Below are 20,870 nucleotides of genomic sequence, written 5' to 3'. Positions count from 1 at the left end.
GCCAAGCATTTGCCTCCCCGATCTGGTTCGTTCGCTCTAGGCTGTGCCCGCTCGCAAGGACTTCCTCGCCGCAGCCGCCGGCGGTTCCGGTGATCCGACGGCGGAGGCCCGACAGCAGGACGAAGGGGCGGACGGTCGCGGGATGGTCGCGCAGGGGGTGCCGGTGGCATGGGGACGTCCCGCGCCGAGCGAGGCGCGCACGCTCGCCCAGGCCTGCCTTTTCGCCGCCGTGGTCTGCCTGGGGAACGCGGCGATGCCGTTCAGCGCCACCGCTCCCACCGGGCTCGCGGTGACCCTGGGCGGCGCCGGCCTGGCGGCCGCGGCGGCGCTGCGCCGGTGCAGCGACGTCGTCCCCGCCATCGTCCTGCACACCGTGCTGGCGCTGGTCTCGGTGATGGTCAGCGTCTGCATCGCCTGCTCCACCACCCCCGCCGGCACCGTCGTCACGGCCTTCGGCTACGTCTGGATCGCCCTGTTCACGGCATGGTTCCACTCCCGGCGGGGGGCACTGGCCCACCTCGCGGTGATGGCCGGCGGCTTCGCGGCCGGGCTGGGGGTGTGCGACGCGCCCTCCGCCCTGCAGACGTGGGGGTTCGTCACCGTCTCGGTCGGCGGGGTCGCGCTGGTCCTGCAGTCGCTCGTCGAGCGGCTGCGGCGGCAGGCCGACCGTGACCAGCTGACCGGGCTGCTCAACCGGGTCGCCTTCGCCGGTGCGGCCGAGCGGCTCATGGGCTGCGCGCTGCGGCGCGGGGAGCCGCTGACCCTGGCCGTGCTGGACCTCGACGACTTCAAGGGCGTCAACGACCGCGACGGCCACGCCGTGGGCGACCGCGTCCTCGCCGGGCTGGCGGCGGCCTGGAGCGGGGCGCTGCGCCGGTCCGACGTCCTGGGCCGCTACGGGGGCGACGAGTTCGTGCTGCTGATGCCGGACACCGCCGAGGGCGACTCGGTCGAGGTTCTCCAGCGGCTGCGCGACGCGCTGCCGGGCGCGCGCTGGACCGCCGGGGTCGCGCAGTGGCAGGGCGAGGGGCTCGCCGAGTGGATCGCCCGCGCGGACGGCGACCTCTACGCCCACAAGCGCCGCCGCGTACGCGCGAGCTGAGCCGGCACGGGCCGCCACGTCCCACAGGCGCCGGCGCCGGCGAGCGCGCCCGGCGCGAGCACCTCGGCCCTCTGAGCACCACCTCTGCACCTCCGCAGCGGTGCAGAGGTGGGGCTGAGGGCCCCGAGGACGGCGTCGCCGCGGACGGCCCGGCGCGGGCGCAGCGGATGGCGGTAGCGTGACCGGGCAAGCAGTCGGCCGGGGTGCCCCTCTCCGAGGGGCTGAGAGCACACCCGCCGAACCTGATCCGGGTCATGCCGGCGCAGGGAGCCCGACGCGCGCGCCGCCCCCGGTGCGCCTTTGGCTCTCCCGCAGGCGGGAGGGAACGTCACCGTGAACGCACCACAGTCATCGATCGGCCTGCCCGACGTCGTCCGCGCGCTGGACGCCGTGCGGGCGGGCGCCCCGCTCGTGCAGAGCATCACCAACTACGTCTCCATGGACATCGCCGCCAACGCGGTCCTCGCCGTGGGCGCCTCGCCGGCGATGGTCCACGACCCGAGCGAGGCGGGCGAGTTCGCCGGTATCGCTGCCGCGCTCTCGGTCAACATCGGCACGCCGTCCCCGCGCTGGGCCGAGGGGATGGCGCTGGCCGCGGAGGCGGCGGTCGCCGCCGGGCGCCCGTGGGTGCTCGACCCCGTCGCGGTGGGCGCGACCGCGCTGCGCAACGAGCTCAGCGCCGACCTGCTGACCCGGCGGCCCACCGTCGTCCGGGCCAACGCGAGCGAGGTCCTGGCCCTGGCCGCCCTGGCGGGGGTGGACGCCCGGCGCAGCGCCGGCAAGGGGGTCGACTCCGGGGACGCCGTCGAGGACGCCGTCGGGGCGGCTCGCGGGCTGGCCGCCCAGCGGGGCTGCGTGGTCGTCTGTACCGGGGAGGTCGACGTCGTCACCGACGGCGACCGCGTGGTGCGGGTCGAGGGCGGCTCCGCCCTGCTCCCGCGGGTCACCGCCGTCGGCTGCTCGCTCACCGCGGTCACCGCGGCGTTCCTGGCCGTCGAGCCCGACCCGCTGGTGGCCGCCGTCGCCGCCTGCGCGGTCTTCGCCGCCGCCGGCACCCGTGCGGGCCGCGACGCGCGGGGGCCGGCCTCCCTGCGTACCGCCCTCCTCGACGAGCTGTGGGCCCTCGACGCCGCCGGCCTGGCCGACGGCGCCCTCGTCCGCGCCGAGCAGCCCGGAGCCAGCGCATGACCCCGGACCTGCGCGTCTACCTGGTGACCGACCCGGGCCTCGGCGGCGCCCGCCCGGTGGAGCACACCGTCGCGGCCGCGGTGGAGGGTGGGGTGACGATCGTGCAGCTGCGTGACAAGACGGCCGGCCCGGCGGCGCTCGAAGCGGTCGCCCGGCGACTGCTCGCCGTCCTGCAGGGCACCGGCGTGCCGCTCGTCGTCAACGACGACGTCGAGGTCGCGCGGGCGCTCGGCCTCGGCGCGCACGTGGGCGGGGCCGACGCCGCCCCTGTCGACGCGCGCGCGGCGCTCGGGCCGGGGGTGCCGCTCGGGGTGAGCACGTACGCCGGGCGCGACCTGCTGCCCGGTGAGGAGGAGGCGCTCGACTACGTCGCGGTGGGCCCGGTGTGGGGGACCGCCACCAAGCCCGACGCCGGGCCGGGCATCGGGCTCGAAGCCGTCACCCGTGCCGCCGGACGGAACCGGCTGCCGGTCGTGGCGATCGGGGGCATCGACGCGGCCCGAGCGGGCGAGGCCGTCACGGCCGGGGCCGCCGGCGTCGCCGTGGTGTCCGCGGTGATGGCGGCGGCCGACCCGCGCGCCGCGGCCCGCGCCGTGCGCGAGTCCGTGGACGCGGCGCTGGCGGCCAGGGAGGAGGGCCGATGACGGCGGCCATCGTGCTGTCGGTGGCCGGCTCGGACCCCTCGGGCGGCGCCGGCATCCAGGCCGACCTCAAGGCGTTCTCGGCCATGGGGGCGTACGGCGGGGCGGTGCTCACCGCACTGACGGCGCAGAGCACCCGGGGTGTGACCGGAGTGCTCCCCGTCCCGGCGGAGTTCGTGACCGCCCAGCTGGACGCGGTGCTCGACGACCTCGACGTCCGGGCGGTCAAGGTCGGCATGCTCGGCGGCGCCGACGTGGTGGCCGCGGTCGCGGAGGCCTTCGTCCGGCACGAGGTGCCCCAGGTCGTCGTGGACCCGGTGATGGTGGCGACGAGCGGGGACCGGCTCGTCGACGAGGCGACGGTGGACGCGATCCGCGAGCTGCTGGTGCCGCTCGCGACGGTCCTCACCCCGAACCTGCCCGAGGCCGCGACGCTGCTGCGCCGGCCCTCGATCGAGGAGGACGAGATGCAAGATGCAGGAAACGCACTTCGCCAGATGGGCTCTTCGGCCGTTCTGGTCAAGGGTGGGCACCTCGCAGGCCCGTCCAGCACCGACGTCCTCGTCGACGCGGACGGCGTCCTGGAGCTGACCGCGGCCCGGGTCGACACCCGCAACACGCACGGCACCGGCTGCACGCTCTCCTCCGCCATCGCCGCCGGCCTGGCGCTGGGCATGCCGATGCGCGAGGCGGTGCAGCGGTCGAAGGACTACCTCACGGACGCGCTGCGGGCCGCGGACGGGCTCGGGGTCGGCTCGGGCAGCGGCCCCGTGCACCACTTCGTGGGCTGGTGGGCGGCGTGAGCTGGTCCACCGACGTGCGCCGGGCCGCCCAGCCCGTCGTGGACGAGATCCTTGCCCACCCGTTCCTGCGCGGGCTCGCCGACGGCACCCTCGACCCCGAGGTGTTCGACCGCTACCTGCTCGACGACTCGGCCTACCTGGGGGAGTACGCCCGCGCGCTGGCGAGCTGCGCGAGCCGGCTGCCCGGCGGGCCCGGGGTCACGCAGCTCGCGGCGGCCGCGATCGGGGCCGCGGACGCGGAGCGCCTGCTGCACGCGCAGATGCTCGGCGAGCGCGGCATCGGCCCGGACGACCTGGCGGCCCACGTCCCCACCCCGACGTGCACCGCGTACGTCTCCTGGCTGCTGCGGGCCGCCGCGCTCGAGCCGGTGGAGGTGGGCGTGGCCGCCGTCCTGCCGTGCTTCCGGGTCTACCTGGACGTGGGCCTGGCGTGCGAGCGGCTCGTGCCTGCGGACGGCCGCTACCGGACGTGGGTCCAGGCGTACGCCGCCGACGCCTTCGCCGAGGCCGTGACGCAGGCCGAGCGGCTGGCGGACGACCTGGCCGACGCGGCGTCGCCGGGAGTGCGCGCCGCCATGGGGGCCGCGTACCTGCGCAGCGCGCGCTACGAGTACCTCTTCTGGGACGCGGCCTGGCGCGGGGACGCCTGGCCCTGCCCGGACGTGCAGCCGCCGATCTTGTGAACGGCTTCACGAGGCCATCGGTAGAGTTCGCAGCGCCGTCCCCGGTTCTAGCCACAGGAGTCCCACGGTGAGCAAGAAGCCAGTCGTCCTTCTCGCTGAAGAGCTCTCGCCCGCCACCATCGAGGCCCTCGGGCCGGACTTCGAGGTCCGCTCCTGCAACGGGGCCGACCGTGGCGAGCTGCTCTCGGCGATCACGGACGTGGACGCGGTCCTCGTGCGCAGCGCGACCAAGGTCGACGCCGAGGCGATCGCCGCCGCCAAGCAGCTCAAGGTGGTGGCGCGCGCCGGGGTCGGGCTGGACAACGTCGACGTCCCGGCCGCCACGCAGGCCGGCGTCATGGTCGTCAACGCACCGACGTCGAACATCGTCTCGGCCGCCGAGCTCGCGATCTCGTTGCTGCTGTCCGTGGCCCGCCGCATCCCGGCCGCGCACGCCTCGCTCAAGGCCGGGGAGTGGAAGCGCAGCAAGTTCACCGGCGTCGAGCTCTTCGAGAAGACCGTCGGCATCGTCGGCCTCGGCCGCATCGGGGTGCTCGTCGCGCAGCGGCTCTCGGCCTTCGGCATGAAGGTCATCGCCTACGACCCCTACGTGCAGGCGGGCCGCGCGGCGCAGATCGGCGCGCGCCTGGTCAGCCTCGACGAGCTGCTGGCCGAGGCGGACTTCATCACGGTTCACCTGCCGAAGACGCCGGAGACCGTCGGCCTGCTGGGTGACGAGGCACTGCACAAGGTCAAGCCCAACGTCATCATCGTCAACGCCGCGCGCGGCGGCATCCTCGACGAGGCGGCGCTCTACACCGCCCTCACGGAGGGCCGGGTCGCCGGCGCCGGCATCGACGTGTGGGACAAGGAGCCGAAGACCGACTCCCCGCTCATGCAATTGGATTCGGTCGTCGGGGTCCCGCACCTCGGTGCGTCCACGGACGAGGCGCAGGAGCGCGCGGGCATCGCCGTCGCGAAGTCGGTCCGGCTCGCGCTCGCCGGCGAGCTGGTGCCTGACGCGGTCAACGTCCAGGGCGGGGTCATCGCCGAGGACGTGCGCCCGGGCATCCCGCTGACGGAGAAGCTCGGCCGCGTGTTCAGCGCGCTCGCCGGCGCCGTCCCGCAGTCGCTCGACATCGAGGTCCGGGGCGAGATCGCCGAGCAGGACGTGCGCGTCCTCGAGCTGGCCGCGCTGCGCGGCATCTTCGGCGAGGTCGTCGAGGAGCAGGTGACCTACGTGAACGCGCCGGTGCTCGCGAAGGAGCGCGGGCTCGAGACGCGCCTGGTGACGACGTCGGAGAGCCCGGACTTCCGCAACCTCGTCACCCTGCGCGGGACGCTCGCCGACGGGTCGCAGACGTCGGTGTCGGGCACGCTGACCGGCCCGCGTCAGGTCGAGAAGATCGTCGAGGTTGACGGCCTCGACGTCGAGGTGCCGCTCTCGGAGCACCTGGCGTTCCTGCGCTACGAGGACCGCCCGGGCGTCGTGGGCACCATCGGCCGCGTCCTCGGGGAGGCCGGGGTCAACATCGCCGGCATGCAGGTGAGCCGGGGGAGCAAGGGCGGCGACGCGCTCGTCGCGCTCACCGTCGACTCGGCCGTGCCCGCGGACACGCTGGAGGCGATCGTGCAGGAGATCGGGGCGGTCTCCGGCCGGACGGTCGACCTCGAGGGCTGACCCCGAGCAGACGGACGAAGGGGGTGCTGCCCGGGACGTGTCCCGGGCAGCACCCCCTTCGCCGTCACAGGACGCTGGTGAAGACCGCGATGGCGACGATGACAGCGATGACGAGCGCGATGATCGCGATCGTGCGTGTGTTCATGGGGCCCTCCGTGGTCGGGCAGGCCGGGAGCCTGCGGTGATCGAAGTGATCTCCACGCCGGCCCGCGGGGAAACCCGGCCCCTTGAGGGCTCTCCTCTCCACATGGTGAGACGAACTGTCTCAAGGCGCGGTCGACCCGTTAGGCTGCACGCCCGTGAGCGACAGCACCGTGCAGCAGCCCGAGCAGACCCTGCGCCTCGCCGCCATCCCCGGTGACGGCATCGGCCCCGAGGTCGTCGCCGAGGCCCGCCGCGTGCTGGACGCCGTGCTCGCCGCGGAGGGCCGGCGGGCCGAGGTCGTCGAGTACGACCTCGGCGCGCGCCGCTGGCACGCGACGGGGGAGACGCTGCCGGACAGCGTGCTCGAGGAGCTGCGCGGCGTCGACGGGATCCTGCTCGGCGCCGTGGGCGACCCGGCCGTGCCGAGCGGCGTGCTCGAGCGCGGGCTGCTGCTCCGGCTGCGCTTCGAGCTCGACCACTACGTGAACCTGCGCCCCTCCAAGCTCTTCCGCGGGGTGACGTCGCCGCTGGCCGGCGACCGGGAGATCGACTTCGTGGTCGTCCGGGAGGGCACCGAGGGCCCGTACGTCGGCAACGGCGGCGCGATCCGGGTCGGCACCCCGGCAGAGGTCGCCAACGAGGTCAGCGTCAACACCGCCTTCGGGGTCGAGCGGGTCGTGCGCGACGCCTTCGCCCGGGCACAGGCCCGCCCGCGCCAGCAGCTCACCCTCGTGCACAAGAACAACGTCCTCGTGCACGCCGGGCACCTGTGGTCGCGGACCGTGCAGCGCGTGGGGCAGGAGTTCCCCGACGTCTCGGTGGACTACCTGCACGTCGACGCGGCCACGATCTTCATGGTGACCAAGCCCGAGCGCTTCGACGTGATCGTCACCGACAACCTCTTCGGCGACATCCTCACCGACCTCGCGGCCGCCGTCACCGGCGGCATCGGGCTCGCCGCCAGCGGCAACGTCAATCCCGACCGCACGTCGCCGAGCATGTTCGAGCCGGTCCACGGCTCCGCCCCCGACATCGCCGGTCAGGGCATCGCCGACCCCACCGCCGCGATCCTGTCCGTCGCGCTGCTGCTGGACCACCTCGGCCTGCCGGCTGCGGCGCGACGGGTCGAGGACGCGGTGGAGCAGGACCTCGCCGAGCGCGGCAGCTCGCCCCGGCGTACGTCACAAGTCGGTGACGCCGTGCTCTCCCGGCTCGCCTGACCGCTGCTCGTGTCACCCTGGAGGGCGTGCGTCGAGCGCCCTTCCGGGACGCGCGGTCCCGGCTCGCCGAGGAGCTGGCCCGCCGCTCGGCGGCGCGCCCGGAAGAGGCCGACCTGCCTCCGGCGCGCGGTTTCGAGGCGCACCGCGCGCTGATCGCCGGGCTGCTCCAGCCACCGCCCGAGCCGCCACCGGCCAGCCGCCGGGGCCGTCTGCTGGAGCGCGTCCGTCGCCTGCGCGGCGGGGACGCGGGTGCCGTTGACCTCCCGGACCCCGCCCTCCTGCTCGAGGCCGCGGTGCGCGCGCAGGCCCGGCTCGCCGCGGAGAGCCGGGACGAGGCCGCGGCCGCGATCGCCGCGCTCGTCGCCCACGTGAAGCGGACGGCCGAGCTCGACTGGGCCGCCGACCCGCGGCGGTGGGACGCAGCGGTCGAGGAGATGCTGCGCTTCGTCGTCTTCGACTCGGACGTGCCGAGCCGGCGCGCGCAGGAGGCGTGGCGGCGGCTCTGGGCGAACCGCGCCCGGTCCGCCGACCCTCGGCTCGCGGTGCCGCTGGCCCGCGCCCTGGCCGCGGAGGAGCGCGACTGGCGCGAGGCCTGGGACTACTGGAGCGCGACCTTCGAGCTGCGCGGGGGCTGACCGTCCATCTGGTGGTATCCGGTGGACGTCGTGGCCGGGGCTACTACCGTTTGCCTCATGGCCATCGAGTTGAAGCCCACCAGCAGCCCCCTGTCCGCGACGGAGCGCGAGGCGCTCCTCGTCGACCCGGGCTTCGGCCGGGTATTCACCGATCACATGGTCACCGTGCGCTGGGTCGAGGGCCGCGGCTGGCACGACGGGGAGCTCGTCCCGTACGGCCCGCTCCAGCTGGACCCGGCGACCATGGCCCTGCACTACGGCCAGGAGATCTTCGAGGGGCTGAAGGCGTACCGGCAGCCGGACGGCTCGGTCGCGCTCTTCCGCCCCGAGGAGAACTCGCGCCGGATGAACCGCTCGGCACGCCGGCTGGCGATGCCCGAGCTGCCCGAGGAGCTCTTCCTCGAGTCGGTCGAGGCGCTCGTGCGCCAGGACGCCGCGTGGGTGCCGGCAGAGGCGGGCCGCTCGCTCTACCTGCGCCCCTTCATGATCGCCACGGAGGTCGGGCTGGGCGTCCGGCCCGCCGCCGCGTACCTCTACCTGCTCATCGCCTCGCCCGCGGGGGCGTACTTCCCGCGCGGGGTGAAGCCGGTCAGCGTGTGGCTCTCGACCGAGTACACCCGTGCCGCGCCCGGGGGCACCGGCGAGGCCAAGTGCGCCGGCAACTACGCGGCGTCGCTCGTGGCCCAGCACGAGGCCGCCGCGCACGGCTGCGACCAGGTCGTGTGGCTCGACGCGGTGGAGCACCGCTGGGTCGAGGAGATGGGCGGCATGAACCTCTGCTTCGTCGTCGGCAGCGGCGACTCGGCGCGTCTGGTCATGCCCTCCCTCACCGGGACCCTGCTGCCGGGCATCACCCGTGACAGCCTGCTCACCCTCGCCGCGGACCTCGGCCTCGAGGTCGAGGAGCGCCGCATCTCCACGGACGAGTGGCGCGAGGGCAACGCGAGCGGCGAGATCTCCGAGGTGTTCGCCTGCGGCACGGCCGCGGTCATCACTCCCGTCGGCACGGTCAAGTCGGCGCAGGGGGAGTGGACGGTGGGCGACGGCGAGCCCGGCCCGGTGACGATCCGGCTGCGCCAGGCGCTGCTCGACATCCAGCACGGCGTCGCGGCCGACAAGCACAGCTGGATGCGCACCGTCTCCCTGGGCTGACCGCCGCCCCGCCCCGCCACGTGCCGGCAGGAGGCCCCCTTCTCCCCGTCCATCAGGGGGAAGGGGGCCTCCTGCCGACCGGGTCGAGGGCTTGCGGCCGTGCGGGCAAGCCGGGGACGGCGCTGGCCGGGGTGTGGCACGATGGCCCCATGCTCCGCAGCCGCTCGATTATCGGCTAGCGCGCCCGGCATCTTTCGCCGAGCGCGCCGACCTCTCGCATCCGCGGGGGGTCTTTTCGTTTTCCCGGCACTTCGTTGTCCCGCCCAGCACAGCACGCGCACCACCCCGTTCCGGAAGGACCCAGGCCCATGGCGCCGACGAGCGACGGCTTCCACGTCTACGACACGACCCTGCGCGACGGCGCGCAGCAGGAGGGCCTCGCGCTGACCGTCGCCGACAAGCTCGCGATCGCGCGCCACCTGGACGACCTGGGCGTCGGCTTCATCGAGGGCGGCTGGCCGGGCGCGAGCCCGAAGGACACCGAGTTCTTCCGGCGCGCGCAGACCGAGCTGTCGTTGCGCAATGCGGCGCTGGCAGCGTTCGGCTCGACCCGGCGGGCGGGGGCGAAGGCCCCCGACGACCCGCTCGTCGCGGCGCTGCGCGAGGCGCGCACGCCGGTGGTGACCCTCGTCGCGAAGTCGCACGCCCTGCACGTGGAGAAGGCGCTGCGCACGACGCCGGACGAGGGGCTGGCGATGCTGCGCGACACCATCGACCACCTGCGCGCCGAGGGGACACGCGTCTTCGTCGACGCCGAGCACTTCTTCGACGGCTACCGGTACGACCCGAAGTACGCAGTCGAGTTCGTGCGAGTCGCGGCCGAGTCCGGTGCGGAGGTCATCGCGCTGTGCGACACCAACGGCGGCATGCTCCCGAACGAGGTGGCGGACGCGGTCGGCGAGGTGCTCGCCGCCAGCTCGGCCAAGCTCGGGATCCACTGCCACAACGACGCCGGCTGCGCGGTGGCCAACACGCTCGCGGCGGTCGACGCCGGCGCGACGCACGTCCAGGGGACGCTCAACGGCTACGGCGAGCGCACGGGCAACGCCGACCTCGTCACGATCGTCGCCAATCTCGAGCTCAAGCGTCGGATGAAACTCCTTGCGGGCAACGGGTTGCAGGAGTCCACGCGCATCTCGCATGCGGTCAGTGAGATCACCAACGTCCCTCCGTACGCCCGGCAGCCGTACGTCGGCGCCTCCGCGTTCGCGCACAAGGCCGGCCTCCACGCGAGCGCGATCAAGGTGGACCCCGACCTCTACCAGCACGTCGACCCCTCGCTGGTCGGCAACGACATGCGTCTCCTCGTGTCCGAGATGGCCGGACGGGCCAGCGTCGAGCTCAAGGGGCGCGAGCTCGGCTACGACCTGTCCAGCGACCGCGACGCGCAGACCCGGCTCACCGAGCGGGTCAAGGAGATGGAGGCCCGCGGCTACACCTTCGAGGTGGCCGACGCGAGCTTCGAGCTGCTGCTGCTCGAGGTGGTCGAGGGCGCCCGCCGCTGCTGGTTCGAGGTCGAGTCGTGGCGCGCGCTCATGGACGGGCGTGGCGGGGAGCAGGCGCTCGCCGAGGCGACCGTCAAGGTCCACGCCGCCGGGGAGCGGCACGTGGCCACCGGGGAAGGGAACGGCCCGGTCAACGCGCTCGACGCGGCGCTGCGGCTGGCGCTCGTCAACGCCTACCCGGTCATCGAGCAGTTCTCGCTCGTGGACTACAAGGTCCGCATCGTCGACGCGGGCACCGGGACCGGCACCGGCGCCATGACGAGGGTGCTCATCGAGACCTCCAACGGCGCGGGCGAGACCTGGACGACCGTCGGGATCGCCGCGAACATCATCGAGGCCTCCTGGGAGGCGCTGGTCGACGCGATGTCGTTCGGCCTGCTGCGGGCGGGCGTGGAGCCGGTCCCGGCGAAGCCGGCCGGCTGACCCTCCGGGCGGGCCCCGGACGGCGTGCCCGGCGGGCCGTCACCGCCGCCCTCGAGCAGGATCACCGGATTGCCGTCCGGGTCGCTCGCGGTGAACACCGGCGGGGCGAAGCCGGTGATCAGGACCTCCTCGTGCGGCGCCACGCCCGCGGCCGTGAGCGCCGCGTGCGCCGCCGACGCGTCGTCGGTCAGGTAGCGCACCCCGACGGGGATCCCGCTGCCCTCGGCGACCAGTGCGACGAGGACGGGCGAGCCCGGCGGTGCCACCTCGACCCAGCGGGCGCCGGGCCACAGCTCGACGTCGGTGCGCACCTCCCAGCCGAGGACGTCGCGGTAGAAGCGGATCGCCGCGTCCTGGTCGGCGACCTCGACGGGAACGCTGTGGATGCGGGTCACGATGCTCACGCCGGAGGTGACGACGGGCGGCGAGCTGACTCATCGGCGGCGCCGGTGGTCCGGACACGCGGGTCGACTAGCCTTCCGCTGTGCGCATCGCGAGGTTCTCCCGTGGCGACACGGTGTCCTTCGGTGTGATCGACGGGGACCCGGCGCAGCCCGCGTCCCTGTCGGTCACCGCCATCGCCGGGCACCCGTTCGCCCCCTTCCAGCTGGCCGGTGAGCCGGCCCCGCTCTCGGACGTGCGCCTGCTCGCGCCGGTGCTGCCGAGCAAGGTCGTCGGCGTGGGCAAGAACTACGCCGACCACGCCCGCGAGATGGGGGGCGAGGCGCCGCCCGAGCCGCCGATCTTCCTCAAGCCCTCGACGTCCGTGGCCGGGCCGCGCGACGCGATCGTCCTCCCGCCGGGGCACGGCGAGGTGCACCACGAGGCGGAGCTGGCGGTCGTCATCGGCCGGCTCTGCCGCGAGGTGCCGCGCGAGCGCGCCGCGGACGTGATCCTCGGCTACACCTGTGCGAACGACGTGACCGACCGCGACCTGCAGAAGAAGGACGGGCAGTGGGCCCGGGCCAAGGGCTTCGACACCTTCTGCCCGCTGGGGCCGTGGATCGAGACCGACGTGACGCCGGAGGACGACCGGGCGATCACCTGCACGGTCAACGGAGAGACCCGGCAGGACGGGCGTACCTCCGACCTGCTCACCGGCGTGGCCGACCTCGTGGCGCTGGTGTCCGCGGCGTTCACCCTGCTGCCCGGCGACGTGATCCTGACCGGGACTCCCGCCGGCGTGGGCCCGATCGTCCCCGGCGACGACGTCGTCGTGTCGATCGAGGGCATCGGGACGCTGAGCAGCCGGGTGGTGGCCCGTGACTGACCAGGCCGTCAGAGTCCGCTTCTGCCCCTCGCCGACCGGCAACCCGCACGTCGGGCTCGTCCGGACCGCGCTGTTCAACTGGGCCTACGCCCGGCACACCGGCGGGACGTTCGTCTTCCGCATCGAGGACACCGACGCCGCGCGCGACTCGGAGGAGTCCTACCAGGCCCTGCTCGAGACGCTGCGCTGGCTCGGCCTCGACTGGGACGAGGGCCCGGAGGTCGGCGGCCCGCATGCGCCGTACCGCCAGTCCCAGCGGATGGACGTCTACGCCGACGTCGCGCGGCGGCTGCTCGAGGCCGGGCTGGCCTACGAGTCCTTCTCCACGCCGCAGGAGGTCGAGGAGCGGCGCCGCGCGGCGGGCCAGGACCCCAAGCTCGGCTACGACAACGCCGACCGGCACACGACCGCCGAGCAGCGGGCTGCGTACCTCGCCGAGGGCCGCCAGCCGGTCCTGCGCCTGCGGATGCCGGACACCGATCTCGCTTTCGATGATCTGGTACGCGGCGAAGTGCGCTTCGCTGCGGGCTCGATCCCCGATTACGTGATCGTCCGTGCCGACGGGTCGCCGCTCTACCCGCTGGTGAACCCGGTCGACGACGTGCTCATGGGCATCACGCACGTCCTGCGCGGTGAGGACCTGCTCTCGTCCACGCCCCGCCAGCTCGCGCTCTACCGCGCGCTCGGCGAGATCGGGGTCGGCACCGGGGAGCCGCCGCTGTTCGGGCACCTGCCCTACGTGATGGGGGAGGGCAACAAGAAGCTCTCCAAGCGGGACCCCGAGTCCTCCATCGGCTACTACCGGGACGAGGGCTTCATCCCCGAGGGGCTGCTGAACTACCTCGCCCTGCTGGGCTGGTCGATCGCCGAGGACCGCGACGTCTTCTCGCTGGAGGAGATGGTCGAGGCCTTCGACGTCGCCCGCGTCAACGCGAACCCGGCCCGCTTCGACCTCAAGAAGTGCGAGGCGATCAACGGCCAGTGGATCCGCCGGCTGGCCCCGGAGGACTTCACCGAGCGGGCACTGCGCCAGCTCGCGCTCGACGGCTACGTCTCGTCTCCCCCCACCGAGGAGCAGCGGGCCGTGATGGCCGCTGCCACCCCGCTCGTGCAGGAGCGGGTCAACCTGCTCAAGCAGGTGCCCGAGATGCTGGCGTTCCTCTTCGTCGACACCGTGACCGTCGCGCCGGACGCCGCGAAGCTGCTGAACGCGGACGTCCTGCGGGCCGCGCTCGAGGCCCTCGAGGCCGTGCAGGAGTGGGCCGCCGGCCCCATCGAGGGGGCGCTGAACGCTGCGCTGCAGGAGGGACTGGGCCTCTCCCGCAACAAGGCGCTCGGGCCGCTGCGCCCGGCCCTCACCGGGCGCAAGGTCATGCCGCCGATGTACGAGTCGCTCGAGCTGCTCGGCCGCGAGCGCTCCCTGGCGCGCATCCGCGCCGCGCTCGACCCGCTGGCGTGAGCGAGGGGGAGGCGCGGCCGCTCGAGGCCGTGCTCTTCGACGTCGACGACACGCTGCTCGACCACACCGGGGCGGTCGAGCGCGGGTTCGTGGCGCGGCTGGCCGACATCGCTCCGGGCGCGGACCGGCAGACCGCCGTGGCCGAGTGGAAGCGGCTGGAGGACCTGCACTACCCGCGCTACCTCGCCGGCGAGCTGACCTGGGCGGGGCAGCGCCGGGAGCGCGCGCGCGACATCGTCGCGTGGCTGGGGCTGCCCGAGCTCGCGGACGACACGGCGCTGGACGCCTGGTTCGACGCCTACCGCGCGGCCTTCGACGCCGCCGTCGAGGTCTTCCACGACACCGTGGACGTGCTCGACTCGCTCGGGGTGCCGATGGGCGTCGTCAGCAACAACGAGACGGCCAACCTGCTGGCCAAGCTCGAGCGGGCCGGGCTCGGCGGGCGGTTCGACGTCGTCATCTGCCCCGCCGAGGGCGGTCTGCCGGCAAAGCCGCACCCCGCGGTCTTCCTGGCCGGCTGCGAGGCCCTGGGAGCCGACCCGGCCACCACGGCGTACGTGGGGGACCGGCTGCGCACCGACGCGCTCGGCGCCCGGGACGCGGGCCTGGTGGGCGTCTGGCTCGACCGGGCGCGCTCGGACCGGGCGGTGCCGGAGGGCGTGGTGCGGATCGAGAGCCTCGCCGAGCTGCCCGCGCTGGTTGCACGCGGGCGTACCGACGCGACCCGGCCCTGAGGGCACCCACCGGGCCGCTGGCCGGCTTCTCCTGCCCGCGGGCAGCTGCCCGAGCCCGGAGCGGTGACCCGCGCTCGTGCCGGCCGCGGGCGGGGGGAGCGGCGGGGGCCGACCCGCGCCGGCGCTCCCCCGGTGGGGGATGGGGTTCGCGTAGCGCCACGGCCGTCGGGTACAGTTCTTCCCGTGGTCGAGCCGGGAACGGCTCAACTCCATGGGGTATGGGGTAATTGGCAGCCCGGCTGATTCTGGTTCAGCTAGTCTAGGTTCGAGTCCTGGTACCCCAGCTCCGCCCGGAGCGCTCGCGTCCCGGGTTCTGTATGGCCCCGTTGTGTAGCGGCCTAGCACGCCGCCCTCTCAAGGCGGTAGCGCGGGTTCGAATCCCGTCGGGGCTACAGAGCGGAAGGCCCGCTCCTCATCGAGGAGCGGGCCTTCCGCGTTGCCGGGGCCTCCGCGTCCCCGACCCGGGCGCCTCGGCCGGACGACGAGTGGCGAGCGCCACACCCCGTCCGGCCCGCGCCGGCTCCTGCCATTCCTAGCGGGCCAGCGCCTCCGTCAGCCGAGCGGCCGCCGCGACCACGGCCGGTGCGTGCACCCGCCCGGGCTGCCGGGTGAGCCGCTCGATGGGGCCGGAGACGCCGACGGCGGCGACGACGCGCCCCCCGGGCCCGCGTACGGGCGCCGAGACCGACGCCACCCCGGGCTCGCGCTCGCCGACGCTCTGGGCCCAGCCGCGCCGGCGCACGGCCGCGAGCGCGGTCGCGCTGAAGACCGCCTCGCGCAGCCCGTGGTGCATGCGCTCGGGCTCCTCCCAGGCGAGCAGCACCTGCGCAGCGGACCCGCCCTGCATCGAGAGGGTCGCGCCGACCGGGATCGTGTCGCGCAGCCCGTACGGGCGCTCCGCGGCGGCGACGCAGACGCGGTCCTCGCCCTGCCGGCGGTAGAGCTGCGCGCTCTCGCCGGTCGACTCCTGCAGCTGGGTCAGCACCGGCCCCGACACGGCCACGAGCCGGTCCTCGCCGGCAGCCGCGGCGAGCTCGCCGAGGCGCGGGCCGAGCACGAAGCGGCCCTGCAGGTCGCGGCCGACGAGGCGGTGGTGCTCGAGGGCCACGGCCAGCCGGTGCGCGGTCGGGCGGGCGAGGCCCGTCGCCGCGACCAGCCCGGCCAGCGTCATCGGGCCGGCCTCGAGGGCGCCGAGGACGACGGCGGCCTTGTCAAGGACGCCGACTCCGCTACTCTTGTCCATGTACCAAGACTGCCGTCTCAAGTCCTGAGATGGCAAGCCGAAGAAGCAGAAAACGCCGGACGAGGCGAAAGATGCTCAGGAAGGGGCTGGCGATGGGGACGACCCTCGCGGAGAAGGTCTGGGAGTCGCACGTCGTGCGGCGTGCCGAAGGTGAGCCCGACCTGCTCTACATCGACCTGCACCTCGTGCACGAGGTGACGAGCCCGCAGGCGTTCGACGGCCTCCGGCTCGCCGGCCGGCCGGTGCGCCGTCCGGACCTGACCATTGCGACCGAGGACCACAACGTCCCGACGACGGGCCTGGGCCAGCCGATCGCGGACCCGGTCTCGCGCACCCAGGTCGAGACACTGCGCCGCAACTGCGAGGAGTTCGGCGTCCGGCTGCACCCGATGGGTGACGCCAGCCAGGGCATCGTGCACGTGATCGGCCCGCAGCTCGGCCTGACCCAGCCCGGCATGACCGTGGTCTGCGGTGACTCGCACACGAGCACCCACGGCGCCTTCGGCGCCCTGGCGTTCGGCATCGGCACCAGTGAGGTCGAGCACGTCCTCGCCACGCAGACCCTGCCGCTCAAGCCGTTCAAGACCATGGCGATCACCGTCGAGGGCCAGCTGCCCGAGGGGGTGACGGCGAAGGACATCATCCTCGCGGTCATCGCGAGGATCGGCACCGGCGGCGGGCAGGGCCACGTCCTGGAGTACCGCGGCGAGGCCATCCGCGCGCTCTCCATGGAGGGCCGCATGACGATCTGCAACATGTCGATCGAGGCCGGTGCACGCGCCGGGATGATCGCCCCGGACGAGACGACGTTCGCCTACCTGAAGGGCCGTCCGCACGCCCCGCAGGGCGCCGACTGGGACGCCGCGGTGGAGAACTGGAGGTCGCTCGTCACCGACGAGGACGCGGTCTTCGACCGTGAGGTCGTCATCGACGCGTCGCAGCTCTCGCCGTTCGTCACGTGGGGCACGAACCCGGGTCAGGGCCTGCCGCTGTCGGCGAACGTGCCGGACCCGCAGGACTTCGCCGACGAGCAGGACCGTGTCGCCGCCGAGCGCGCGCTCGACTACATGGGCCTGACGGCCGGCACCCCGCTGCGCGACATCCGCGTCGACACGGTCTTCCTGGGCTCCTGTACCAACGGCCGCATCGAGGACCTGCGCGCGGCGGCGGGGGTCCTGCAGGGACGCCGCGTGGCGTCCGGCGTGCGCATGCTGGTCGTCCCCGGCTCGGTGCAGGTCCGCCTGCAGGCCGAGGCTGAGGGACTGCACGAGGTGTTCACGGCCGCCGGTGCCGAGTGGCGCGGTGCCGGCTGCTCGATGTGCCTGGCGATGAACCCGGACAAGCTCGCGCCGGGGGAGCGCAGCGCTTCCACCAGCAACCGCAACTTCGAGGGGCGCCAGGGTGCGGGCGGACGCACGCACCTGGTCTCCCCGCAGGTCGCTGCCGCGACGGCGGTCACCGGGCACCTGGCGGCGCCCGCCGATCTGGCCGACGAGCCCGCGCTCGTCGACGCCTGATCTCCAAAGCCTGAGCTTCGTTTCTCTCGACGGGAGTACGCCATGCGCGCGTTCACGACCCACACCGGCACAGCGGTCCCGCTGCGCCGGAGCAACGTCGACACCGACCAGATCATCCCCGCCGTCTACCTCAAGCGCGTCACCCGCACAGGCTTCGAGGACGCCCTGTTCGCCGCGTGGCGCCAGGACCCCGGGTTCGTGCTCAACCAGCCCGAGCGGGCGGGGGCGACCGTCCTCGTCGCGGGACCGGACTTCGGCACCGGGAGCTCGCGTGAGCACGCCGTCTGGGCGCTCAACGACTACGGCTTCCGCGTCGTCATCTCCTCGCGCTTCGCCGACATCTTCCGCGGCAACTCGTTGAAGGCCGGCCTGCTGACCGCCCAGGTCGAGCAGGACGTCGTCGAGCGGCTGTGGGAGATCACCGAGGCCGACCCCGCCACGCCGGTGACGGTCGACCTCGAGCAGCGCCGCATCACGGCCGGGGACCTCAGCGCGCCGTTCGACGTGGACGACTACGGCCGCTGGCGGCTGCTGGAGGGCCTCGACGACATCGACCTGACGCTGCGCCAGGCCGACGCGATCGACGTCTTCGAGGCGACGCGGCCCTCCTGGAAGCCGCGCACCCTGCCGGTCCTGGGCTGAGCGCCATCCGGTGAGCAGCCAGACGCAGGTCCGCTGGGACGGGGCGACGTACTCCGCCGCCAACGCCCATCACCGGGCTTTCGACGCGACGTTCCTGGCTCCGCTGGGCCTTCGGCCGGGCAAGCGTGTCGTCGACGTCGGGTGCGGGACCGGTGAGCTTCCCGAGCGGGTCGCGCGAGCCGTCGTCCCTGAGGGCGCCCCTGCCGGCAGCGGCGAGGTCGTGGGCGTCGAGCCCGACCCCTCCCTGTACGCCGTGGCGAGCGCCCGGTCGCGCCCGGGCCTGCGCTTCGTGCCGGCCCGGGCGCAGGAGCTCGCGTCCGCCGTCGGCGACAGCGGCGCGTTCGACGCGGTGCTCAGCGTCGCTGCCCTGCACTGGGTCGACGGCGCGGACCACCCGCTCGTGCTGTCGCAGATGGCCGCCGTGCTCCGGCCCGAAGGCTTGCTGCGCCTGGATTTCGGCGGAGCCGGTCAGATCGAGCGCCCGCGCGAGGTGCTCGACGCCGTCGCCCGTGAGCACGGCCTCGCGGGTGCCGGGTGGTACTTCCCGGAGGCGGCGGACTACGGCGTACTCCTTGCCGCTGCGGGCTTTTCGCTCGTCGACGGCTGGGCCCGGCTGGTCCGGCAGCGGCGCCCGTTCGCCGACGCCGACGCGCTGCGGCTGTGGCTGCGCAGCCAGGTCCTCCCGGCCTACCTGGCCGGCGTGGACGACGCGGCCGCCGCCGCCTTCTCCGCAGAGGCTGAGGAGCGCTGCGTTCAGGAGCTGCGCCGGGAGGACGGGTCCTACGACCAGGACTACGTCCGCCTCGACGTGCTCGCCCGGCGCCGCTAGCCCGTTTTGCGGCCTCCGGAGGGACGAAAACCCGAGGACACAAGGGGAAACGCCGCGCCGGTCGTTGTGTGCAGCGGTTTCGCCCCCTACCGTCAGCGGGAAATCGGGCACAGAGCCTGATGTCGTCACCCCCGGAGGGGAGCTGTGAACAGAGCTCAGCTGATCGAGGAGCTGGCCGGCCGGTATGACGGCAACAAGCGCCAGGCCCAGCATGCGCTGGAGTCGGTACTTGACGTCATCCAGCGCCAGCTCGTCAAGGGCGAGAAGGTCGGCATCACCGGCTTCGGTGTCTTCGAGCGCGTCGAGCGCGCCGCGCGCACTGCCCGCAACCCCGCCACCGGGGCGAGCGTCAAGGTCAAGAAGACGACCGTGCCGAAGTTCCGTCCCGGCACGGAGCTGAAGGCGGTCGTCAGCGGGGCCAAGAAGCTCCCGAAGACGCCGATCGCCACCTCGCCGCCGGCTCCCAGCACCCGTGGCCGCGCGGCGGCGGCCGAGACCCCGGCGCCGGCGGCGCGCGGGGCCGCGAAGACGACGGCGTCGCGCACGGCGGCCAAGGCTCCGGCCGCCAAGACGGCGAAGGCTGCGGCCACCAAGGCCCCGGCCCGGTCCACGGCGACGAAGGCGGCGGCGACCAAGGCCCCGGCCCGGGCGGCGAAGTCGACGGCCACCAAGGCGCCCGCCACGCGCGCCACCGCGACGAAGACGACGGCGCGTGGCGCCGCCACGTCGACGGCGGCCAAGTCGACGGCTGCCAAGACCACAGCGACCAAGACGACGGCGGCCAGGTCCACGGGGGCGAGGACGACGGCGACCAAGGCCGTCGGCCGCAAGACGGCCGCTGCGGCACCTGCGAAGAAGGCTTCGCCCGCCCGTGCCGCTACCAAGGCAGCCGCGACCCCGGCGAAGAAGACGACGGCGAAGCGCGCCGCCAAGAAGGCCTGACACCCGACGGGCCGGGGCCGCTGACGCAGGCCCCGGCCCGTCGGCCTCAGTCGCGCAGCCCGGGAGGAAGCGGGAGCGTGACCGCGGTCAGGGCCAGGACCTGCTTCCCTGAGCCGTCGACGAGCATCCGGACCCGCTGCCCCTCCCGCAGCAGGCGGACCCCGGCCCGTTCGAGCGCCGTCCGGTCGAACGCGACCCGTGATCCGTCGTCACGCAGGACGGCGCCGCTCCCGGACCCGCGGTCGTACGCCGCCACCGTGCCCTGCTCCTCACGCACGTCGCTGCTCACGTGCTCACGCGGCCCGGGTGAGCAGAGCGCTCGTGCACGGCCCGAGCCCGAGGGCACGCGCCGATGCGAGGTCCGCCGCCGTGTCGACGTCCCGGCGGACGGTGTCGACCCCGCCGAGCACGAGCTCGGCCGCGCCGCCGGCGAGGTGCGCCGCGCGCGACCGCGCCCCGTACGCCGGGGCGAAGCCGCGCGGCTCCCGGGCGCAGTAGAGGGTGGTTCCCACCGCGTCCGCGTCCGGCAGGAACGACAGCGGCTGCGTGGCCGCGGCGTCGAGCGCGGCCTCCAGCTCGGCGGGCAGGAGGGCGGGCAGGTCCGCTGTCAGCGCGGCGAGCGGGCCGGTGTGACCGGCCTCGAGCATGCTGCGGGACCCCGCCTGCAGGGCCGGGTTGATCCCGTCGGGCGCGGCCGTCAGGACCGCGACGTCCATGCCGGCGAAGGCCTCGGCGACACGCTGGTCGGGCGAGACGACGAGCACCCTGTCGACAGCAGCGCAGCGCCGCGCGGCCTGCACCGTGTCCAGCGCGAACGCCAGGGCGAGCCCCGGCCGGTCCGCGCCCGGCGGGGGCTCGAGCCGGCTCTTCGCCCGGTCGAGCGGCTTCACCGGCACGACGAGGGCCCAGCTGCGCACGCAGCGAATCCTTCCATGCGGGCGCGCGCCGGCGACAGCCGCGCCGCGCGGGGGCGGGTCGCGCAGACATCGGGCCCGCGCAGACGTCTGGCATGCGCAGACATCGGGCCCCGCGTGGACAGCGCGCCGCGCAGGACGGGAGACTTGTGCGCCGCCGCGGC

At 74.3% G+C, this 20,870-nt stretch carries 20 protein-coding genes, 2 tRNA genes, 1 pseudogene and 1 riboswitch; of the genes and pseudogenes, 19 read left to right on the top strand and 4 right to left on the bottom strand.

The annotated features are described in order from the left end of the window. Window positions 1-43: 43 nt before the first annotated feature. The 10 genes from G9H72_RS22805 (at window position 44) to cimA (ending at window position 11,156) form a co-directional block, all read left to right on the top strand. Entirely contained in the window at window positions 44-1,102 is a 1,059-nt protein-coding gene (locus tag G9H72_RS22805; protein WP_331272004.1) for a sensor domain-containing diguanylate cyclase, read from the top strand. Window positions 1,103-1,298: 196 nt separating this feature from the next. Then, a riboswitch (TPP riboswitch) is annotated at window positions 1,299-1,374 on the top strand. 88 nt (window positions 1,375-1,462) lie between these two features. Further along, window positions 1,463-2,290, top strand: coding sequence for a hydroxyethylthiazole kinase (thiM, locus tag G9H72_RS05360; RefSeq protein ID WP_196790850.1), 828 nt, complete (start codon window positions 1,463-1,465; stop codon window positions 2,288-2,290). Beyond that, window positions 2,287-2,934 (top strand): thiamine phosphate synthase, encoded by a 648-nt coding sequence (thiE, locus tag G9H72_RS05355; protein WP_166168575.1) that lies wholly within the window; start codon window positions 2,287-2,289, stop codon window positions 2,932-2,934. The genes thiM and thiE overlap by 4 nt, the downstream gene beginning before the upstream one ends. Then, on the top strand, window positions 2,931-3,734 hold the full coding sequence (gene thiD / locus G9H72_RS05350; RefSeq protein ID WP_166168572.1) for a bifunctional hydroxymethylpyrimidine kinase/phosphomethylpyrimidine kinase: 804 nt from the start codon (window positions 2,931-2,933) through the stop codon (window positions 3,732-3,734). Before thiE ends, thiD begins: the two co-directional genes overlap by 4 nt. Then, window positions 3,731-4,417: a TenA family protein gene (locus tag G9H72_RS05345; protein ID WP_166168569.1), complete on the top strand. Its 687-nt coding sequence runs from the start codon at window positions 3,731-3,733 to the stop codon at window positions 4,415-4,417. Before thiD ends, G9H72_RS05345 begins: the two co-directional genes overlap by 4 nt. Window positions 4,418-4,484: 67 nt before the next feature. Next, complete coding sequence (gene serA, locus G9H72_RS05340; RefSeq protein WP_166168566.1) at window positions 4,485-6,077, top strand: phosphoglycerate dehydrogenase; 1,593 nt, start codon at window positions 4,485-4,487, stop codon at window positions 6,075-6,077. Window positions 6,078-6,376: 299 nt separating this feature from the next. Next, window positions 6,377-7,441 (top strand): 3-isopropylmalate dehydrogenase, encoded by a 1,065-nt coding sequence (locus G9H72_RS05335; RefSeq protein WP_331272002.1) that lies wholly within the window; start codon window positions 6,377-6,379, stop codon window positions 7,439-7,441. A gap of 26 nt (window positions 7,442-7,467) precedes the next feature. After that, on the top strand, window positions 7,468-8,076 hold the full coding sequence (locus tag G9H72_RS05330) for a hypothetical protein (RefSeq protein WP_166168563.1): 609 nt from the start codon (window positions 7,468-7,470) through the stop codon (window positions 8,074-8,076). Window positions 8,077-8,133: 57 nt separating this feature from the next. Continuing rightward, window positions 8,134-9,228 (top strand): branched-chain amino acid aminotransferase, encoded by a 1,095-nt coding sequence (locus G9H72_RS05325; RefSeq protein ID WP_166168560.1) that lies wholly within the window; start codon window positions 8,134-8,136, stop codon window positions 9,226-9,228. A gap of 308 nt (window positions 9,229-9,536) precedes the next feature. After that, entirely contained in the window at window positions 9,537-11,156 is a 1,620-nt protein-coding gene (gene cimA / locus G9H72_RS05320; protein WP_166168557.1) for a citramalate synthase, read from the top strand. 74 nt (window positions 11,157-11,230) lie between these two features. Here the strand turns inward: cimA and G9H72_RS21325 are convergent. Beyond that, window positions 11,231-11,551: pseudogene (locus G9H72_RS21325) on the bottom strand (VOC family protein); the annotation flags it as partial. Window positions 11,552-11,640: 89 nt separating this feature from the next. Between G9H72_RS21325 and G9H72_RS05310 the strand changes: the two are divergent. From G9H72_RS05310 to G9H72_RS05290, 5 genes are all read left to right on the top strand, one after another. After that, a complete protein-coding gene (locus G9H72_RS05310) occupies window positions 11,641-12,426 on the top strand; it encodes a fumarylacetoacetate hydrolase family protein (RefSeq protein WP_166168554.1) in 786 nt (261 codons plus the stop codon). Continuing rightward, window positions 12,419-13,885: a glutamate--tRNA ligase gene (gltX, locus tag G9H72_RS05305; RefSeq protein WP_166168551.1), complete on the top strand. Its 1,467-nt coding sequence runs from the start codon at window positions 12,419-12,421 to the stop codon at window positions 13,883-13,885. The genes G9H72_RS05310 and gltX overlap by 8 nt, the downstream gene beginning before the upstream one ends. Continuing rightward, window positions 13,882-14,619 carry an HAD family hydrolase gene (locus tag G9H72_RS05300; RefSeq protein WP_331272001.1) on the top strand — a complete coding sequence of 246 codons (738 nt, stop codon included), beginning with the start codon at window positions 13,882-13,884 and terminating at the stop codon, window positions 14,617-14,619. Before gltX ends, G9H72_RS05300 begins: the two co-directional genes overlap by 4 nt. A gap of 212 nt (window positions 14,620-14,831) precedes the next feature. Then, window positions 14,832-14,903: transfer RNA gene (locus G9H72_RS05295), tRNA-Gln, on the top strand. A gap of 35 nt (window positions 14,904-14,938) precedes the next feature. Beyond that, window positions 14,939-15,011, top strand: a tRNA-Glu gene (locus tag G9H72_RS05290). A 140-nt stretch (window positions 15,012-15,151) separates the two neighbouring features. Here the strand turns inward: G9H72_RS05290 and G9H72_RS05285 are convergent. Continuing rightward, window positions 15,152-15,862 (bottom strand): IclR family transcriptional regulator, encoded by a 711-nt coding sequence (locus G9H72_RS05285; protein ID WP_166168548.1) that lies wholly within the window; start codon window positions 15,860-15,862, stop codon window positions 15,152-15,154. 92 nt (window positions 15,863-15,954) lie between these two features. On the opposite strand from G9H72_RS05285, the gene leuC reads away from it, so the two are divergent. From leuC to G9H72_RS05265, 4 genes are all read left to right on the top strand, one after another. Beyond that, complete coding sequence (leuC, locus tag G9H72_RS05280) at window positions 15,955-17,379, top strand: 3-isopropylmalate dehydratase large subunit (protein ID WP_166168545.1); 1,425 nt, start codon at window positions 15,955-15,957, stop codon at window positions 17,377-17,379. A 42-nt stretch (window positions 17,380-17,421) separates the two neighbouring features. Further along, window positions 17,422-18,021, top strand: a complete 600-nt coding sequence (gene leuD, locus G9H72_RS05275; RefSeq protein WP_166168542.1) for a 3-isopropylmalate dehydratase small subunit — start codon at window positions 17,422-17,424, stop codon at window positions 18,019-18,021. A 10-nt stretch (window positions 18,022-18,031) separates the two neighbouring features. Continuing rightward, entirely contained in the window at window positions 18,032-18,850 is an 819-nt protein-coding gene (locus tag G9H72_RS05270; RefSeq protein WP_166168539.1) for a class I SAM-dependent methyltransferase, read from the top strand. 144 nt (window positions 18,851-18,994) lie between these two features. Then, complete coding sequence (locus tag G9H72_RS05265) at window positions 18,995-19,792, top strand: HU family DNA-binding protein (RefSeq protein ID WP_166168536.1); 798 nt, start codon at window positions 18,995-18,997, stop codon at window positions 19,790-19,792. 46 nt (window positions 19,793-19,838) lie between these two features. On the opposite strand, the gene G9H72_RS05260 is transcribed toward G9H72_RS05265, so the two are convergent. Together G9H72_RS05260 and cofC are read right to left on the bottom strand one after the other, a co-directional pair. Continuing rightward, window positions 19,839-20,081, bottom strand: a complete 243-nt coding sequence (locus tag G9H72_RS05260; protein ID WP_196790882.1) for a cold-shock protein — start codon at window positions 20,079-20,081, stop codon at window positions 19,839-19,841. Between the two features lie 4 nt (window positions 20,082-20,085). Further along, the gene (gene cofC / locus G9H72_RS05255; RefSeq protein ID WP_331272000.1) at window positions 20,086-20,709 is read right to left on the bottom strand and encodes a 2-phospho-L-lactate guanylyltransferase; all 624 of its coding nucleotides are present in this window, start codon (window positions 20,707-20,709) and stop codon (window positions 20,086-20,088) included. Window positions 20,710-20,870 lie beyond the last annotated feature (161 nt).

Origin of the sequence: Motilibacter aurantiacus, from assembly GCF_011250645.1 — a bacterium.
In the GTDB taxonomy this organism is placed as follows: Bacteria; Actinomycetota; Actinomycetes; order Motilibacterales; family Motilibacteraceae; genus Motilibacter_A; species Motilibacter_A aurantiacus.
Note: the sequence above shows the minus strand (reverse complement) of the source record. Positions and strands in the feature narration are given on the sequence as shown.

Excerpts from the sequence above, each read along its gene's own strand:
- thiE (WP_166168575.1), top strand. The coding sequence starts at position 2,287 with ATGACCCCGGACCTGCGCGTCTACCTGGTGACCGACCCGGGCCTCGGC.
- thiD (WP_166168572.1), top strand. The coding sequence starts at position 2,931 with ATGACGGCGGCCATCGTGCTGTCGGTGGCCGGCTCGGACCCCTCGGGC.
- G9H72_RS05325 (WP_166168560.1), top strand. The coding sequence starts at position 8,134 with ATGGCCATCGAGTTGAAGCCCACCAGCAGCCCCCTGTCCGCGACGGAG.
- cimA (WP_166168557.1), top strand. The coding sequence starts at position 9,537 with ATGGCGCCGACGAGCGACGGCTTCCACGTCTACGACACGACCCTGCGC.
- G9H72_RS05285 (WP_166168548.1), bottom strand. The coding sequence starts at position 15,862 with ATGGACAAGAGTAGCGGAGTCGGCGTCCTTGACAAGGCCGCCGTCGTC.
- leuC (WP_166168545.1), top strand. The coding sequence starts at position 15,955 with ATGGGGACGACCCTCGCGGAGAAGGTCTGGGAGTCGCACGTCGTGCGG.
- leuD (WP_166168542.1), top strand. The coding sequence starts at position 17,422 with ATGCGCGCGTTCACGACCCACACCGGCACAGCGGTCCCGCTGCGCCGG.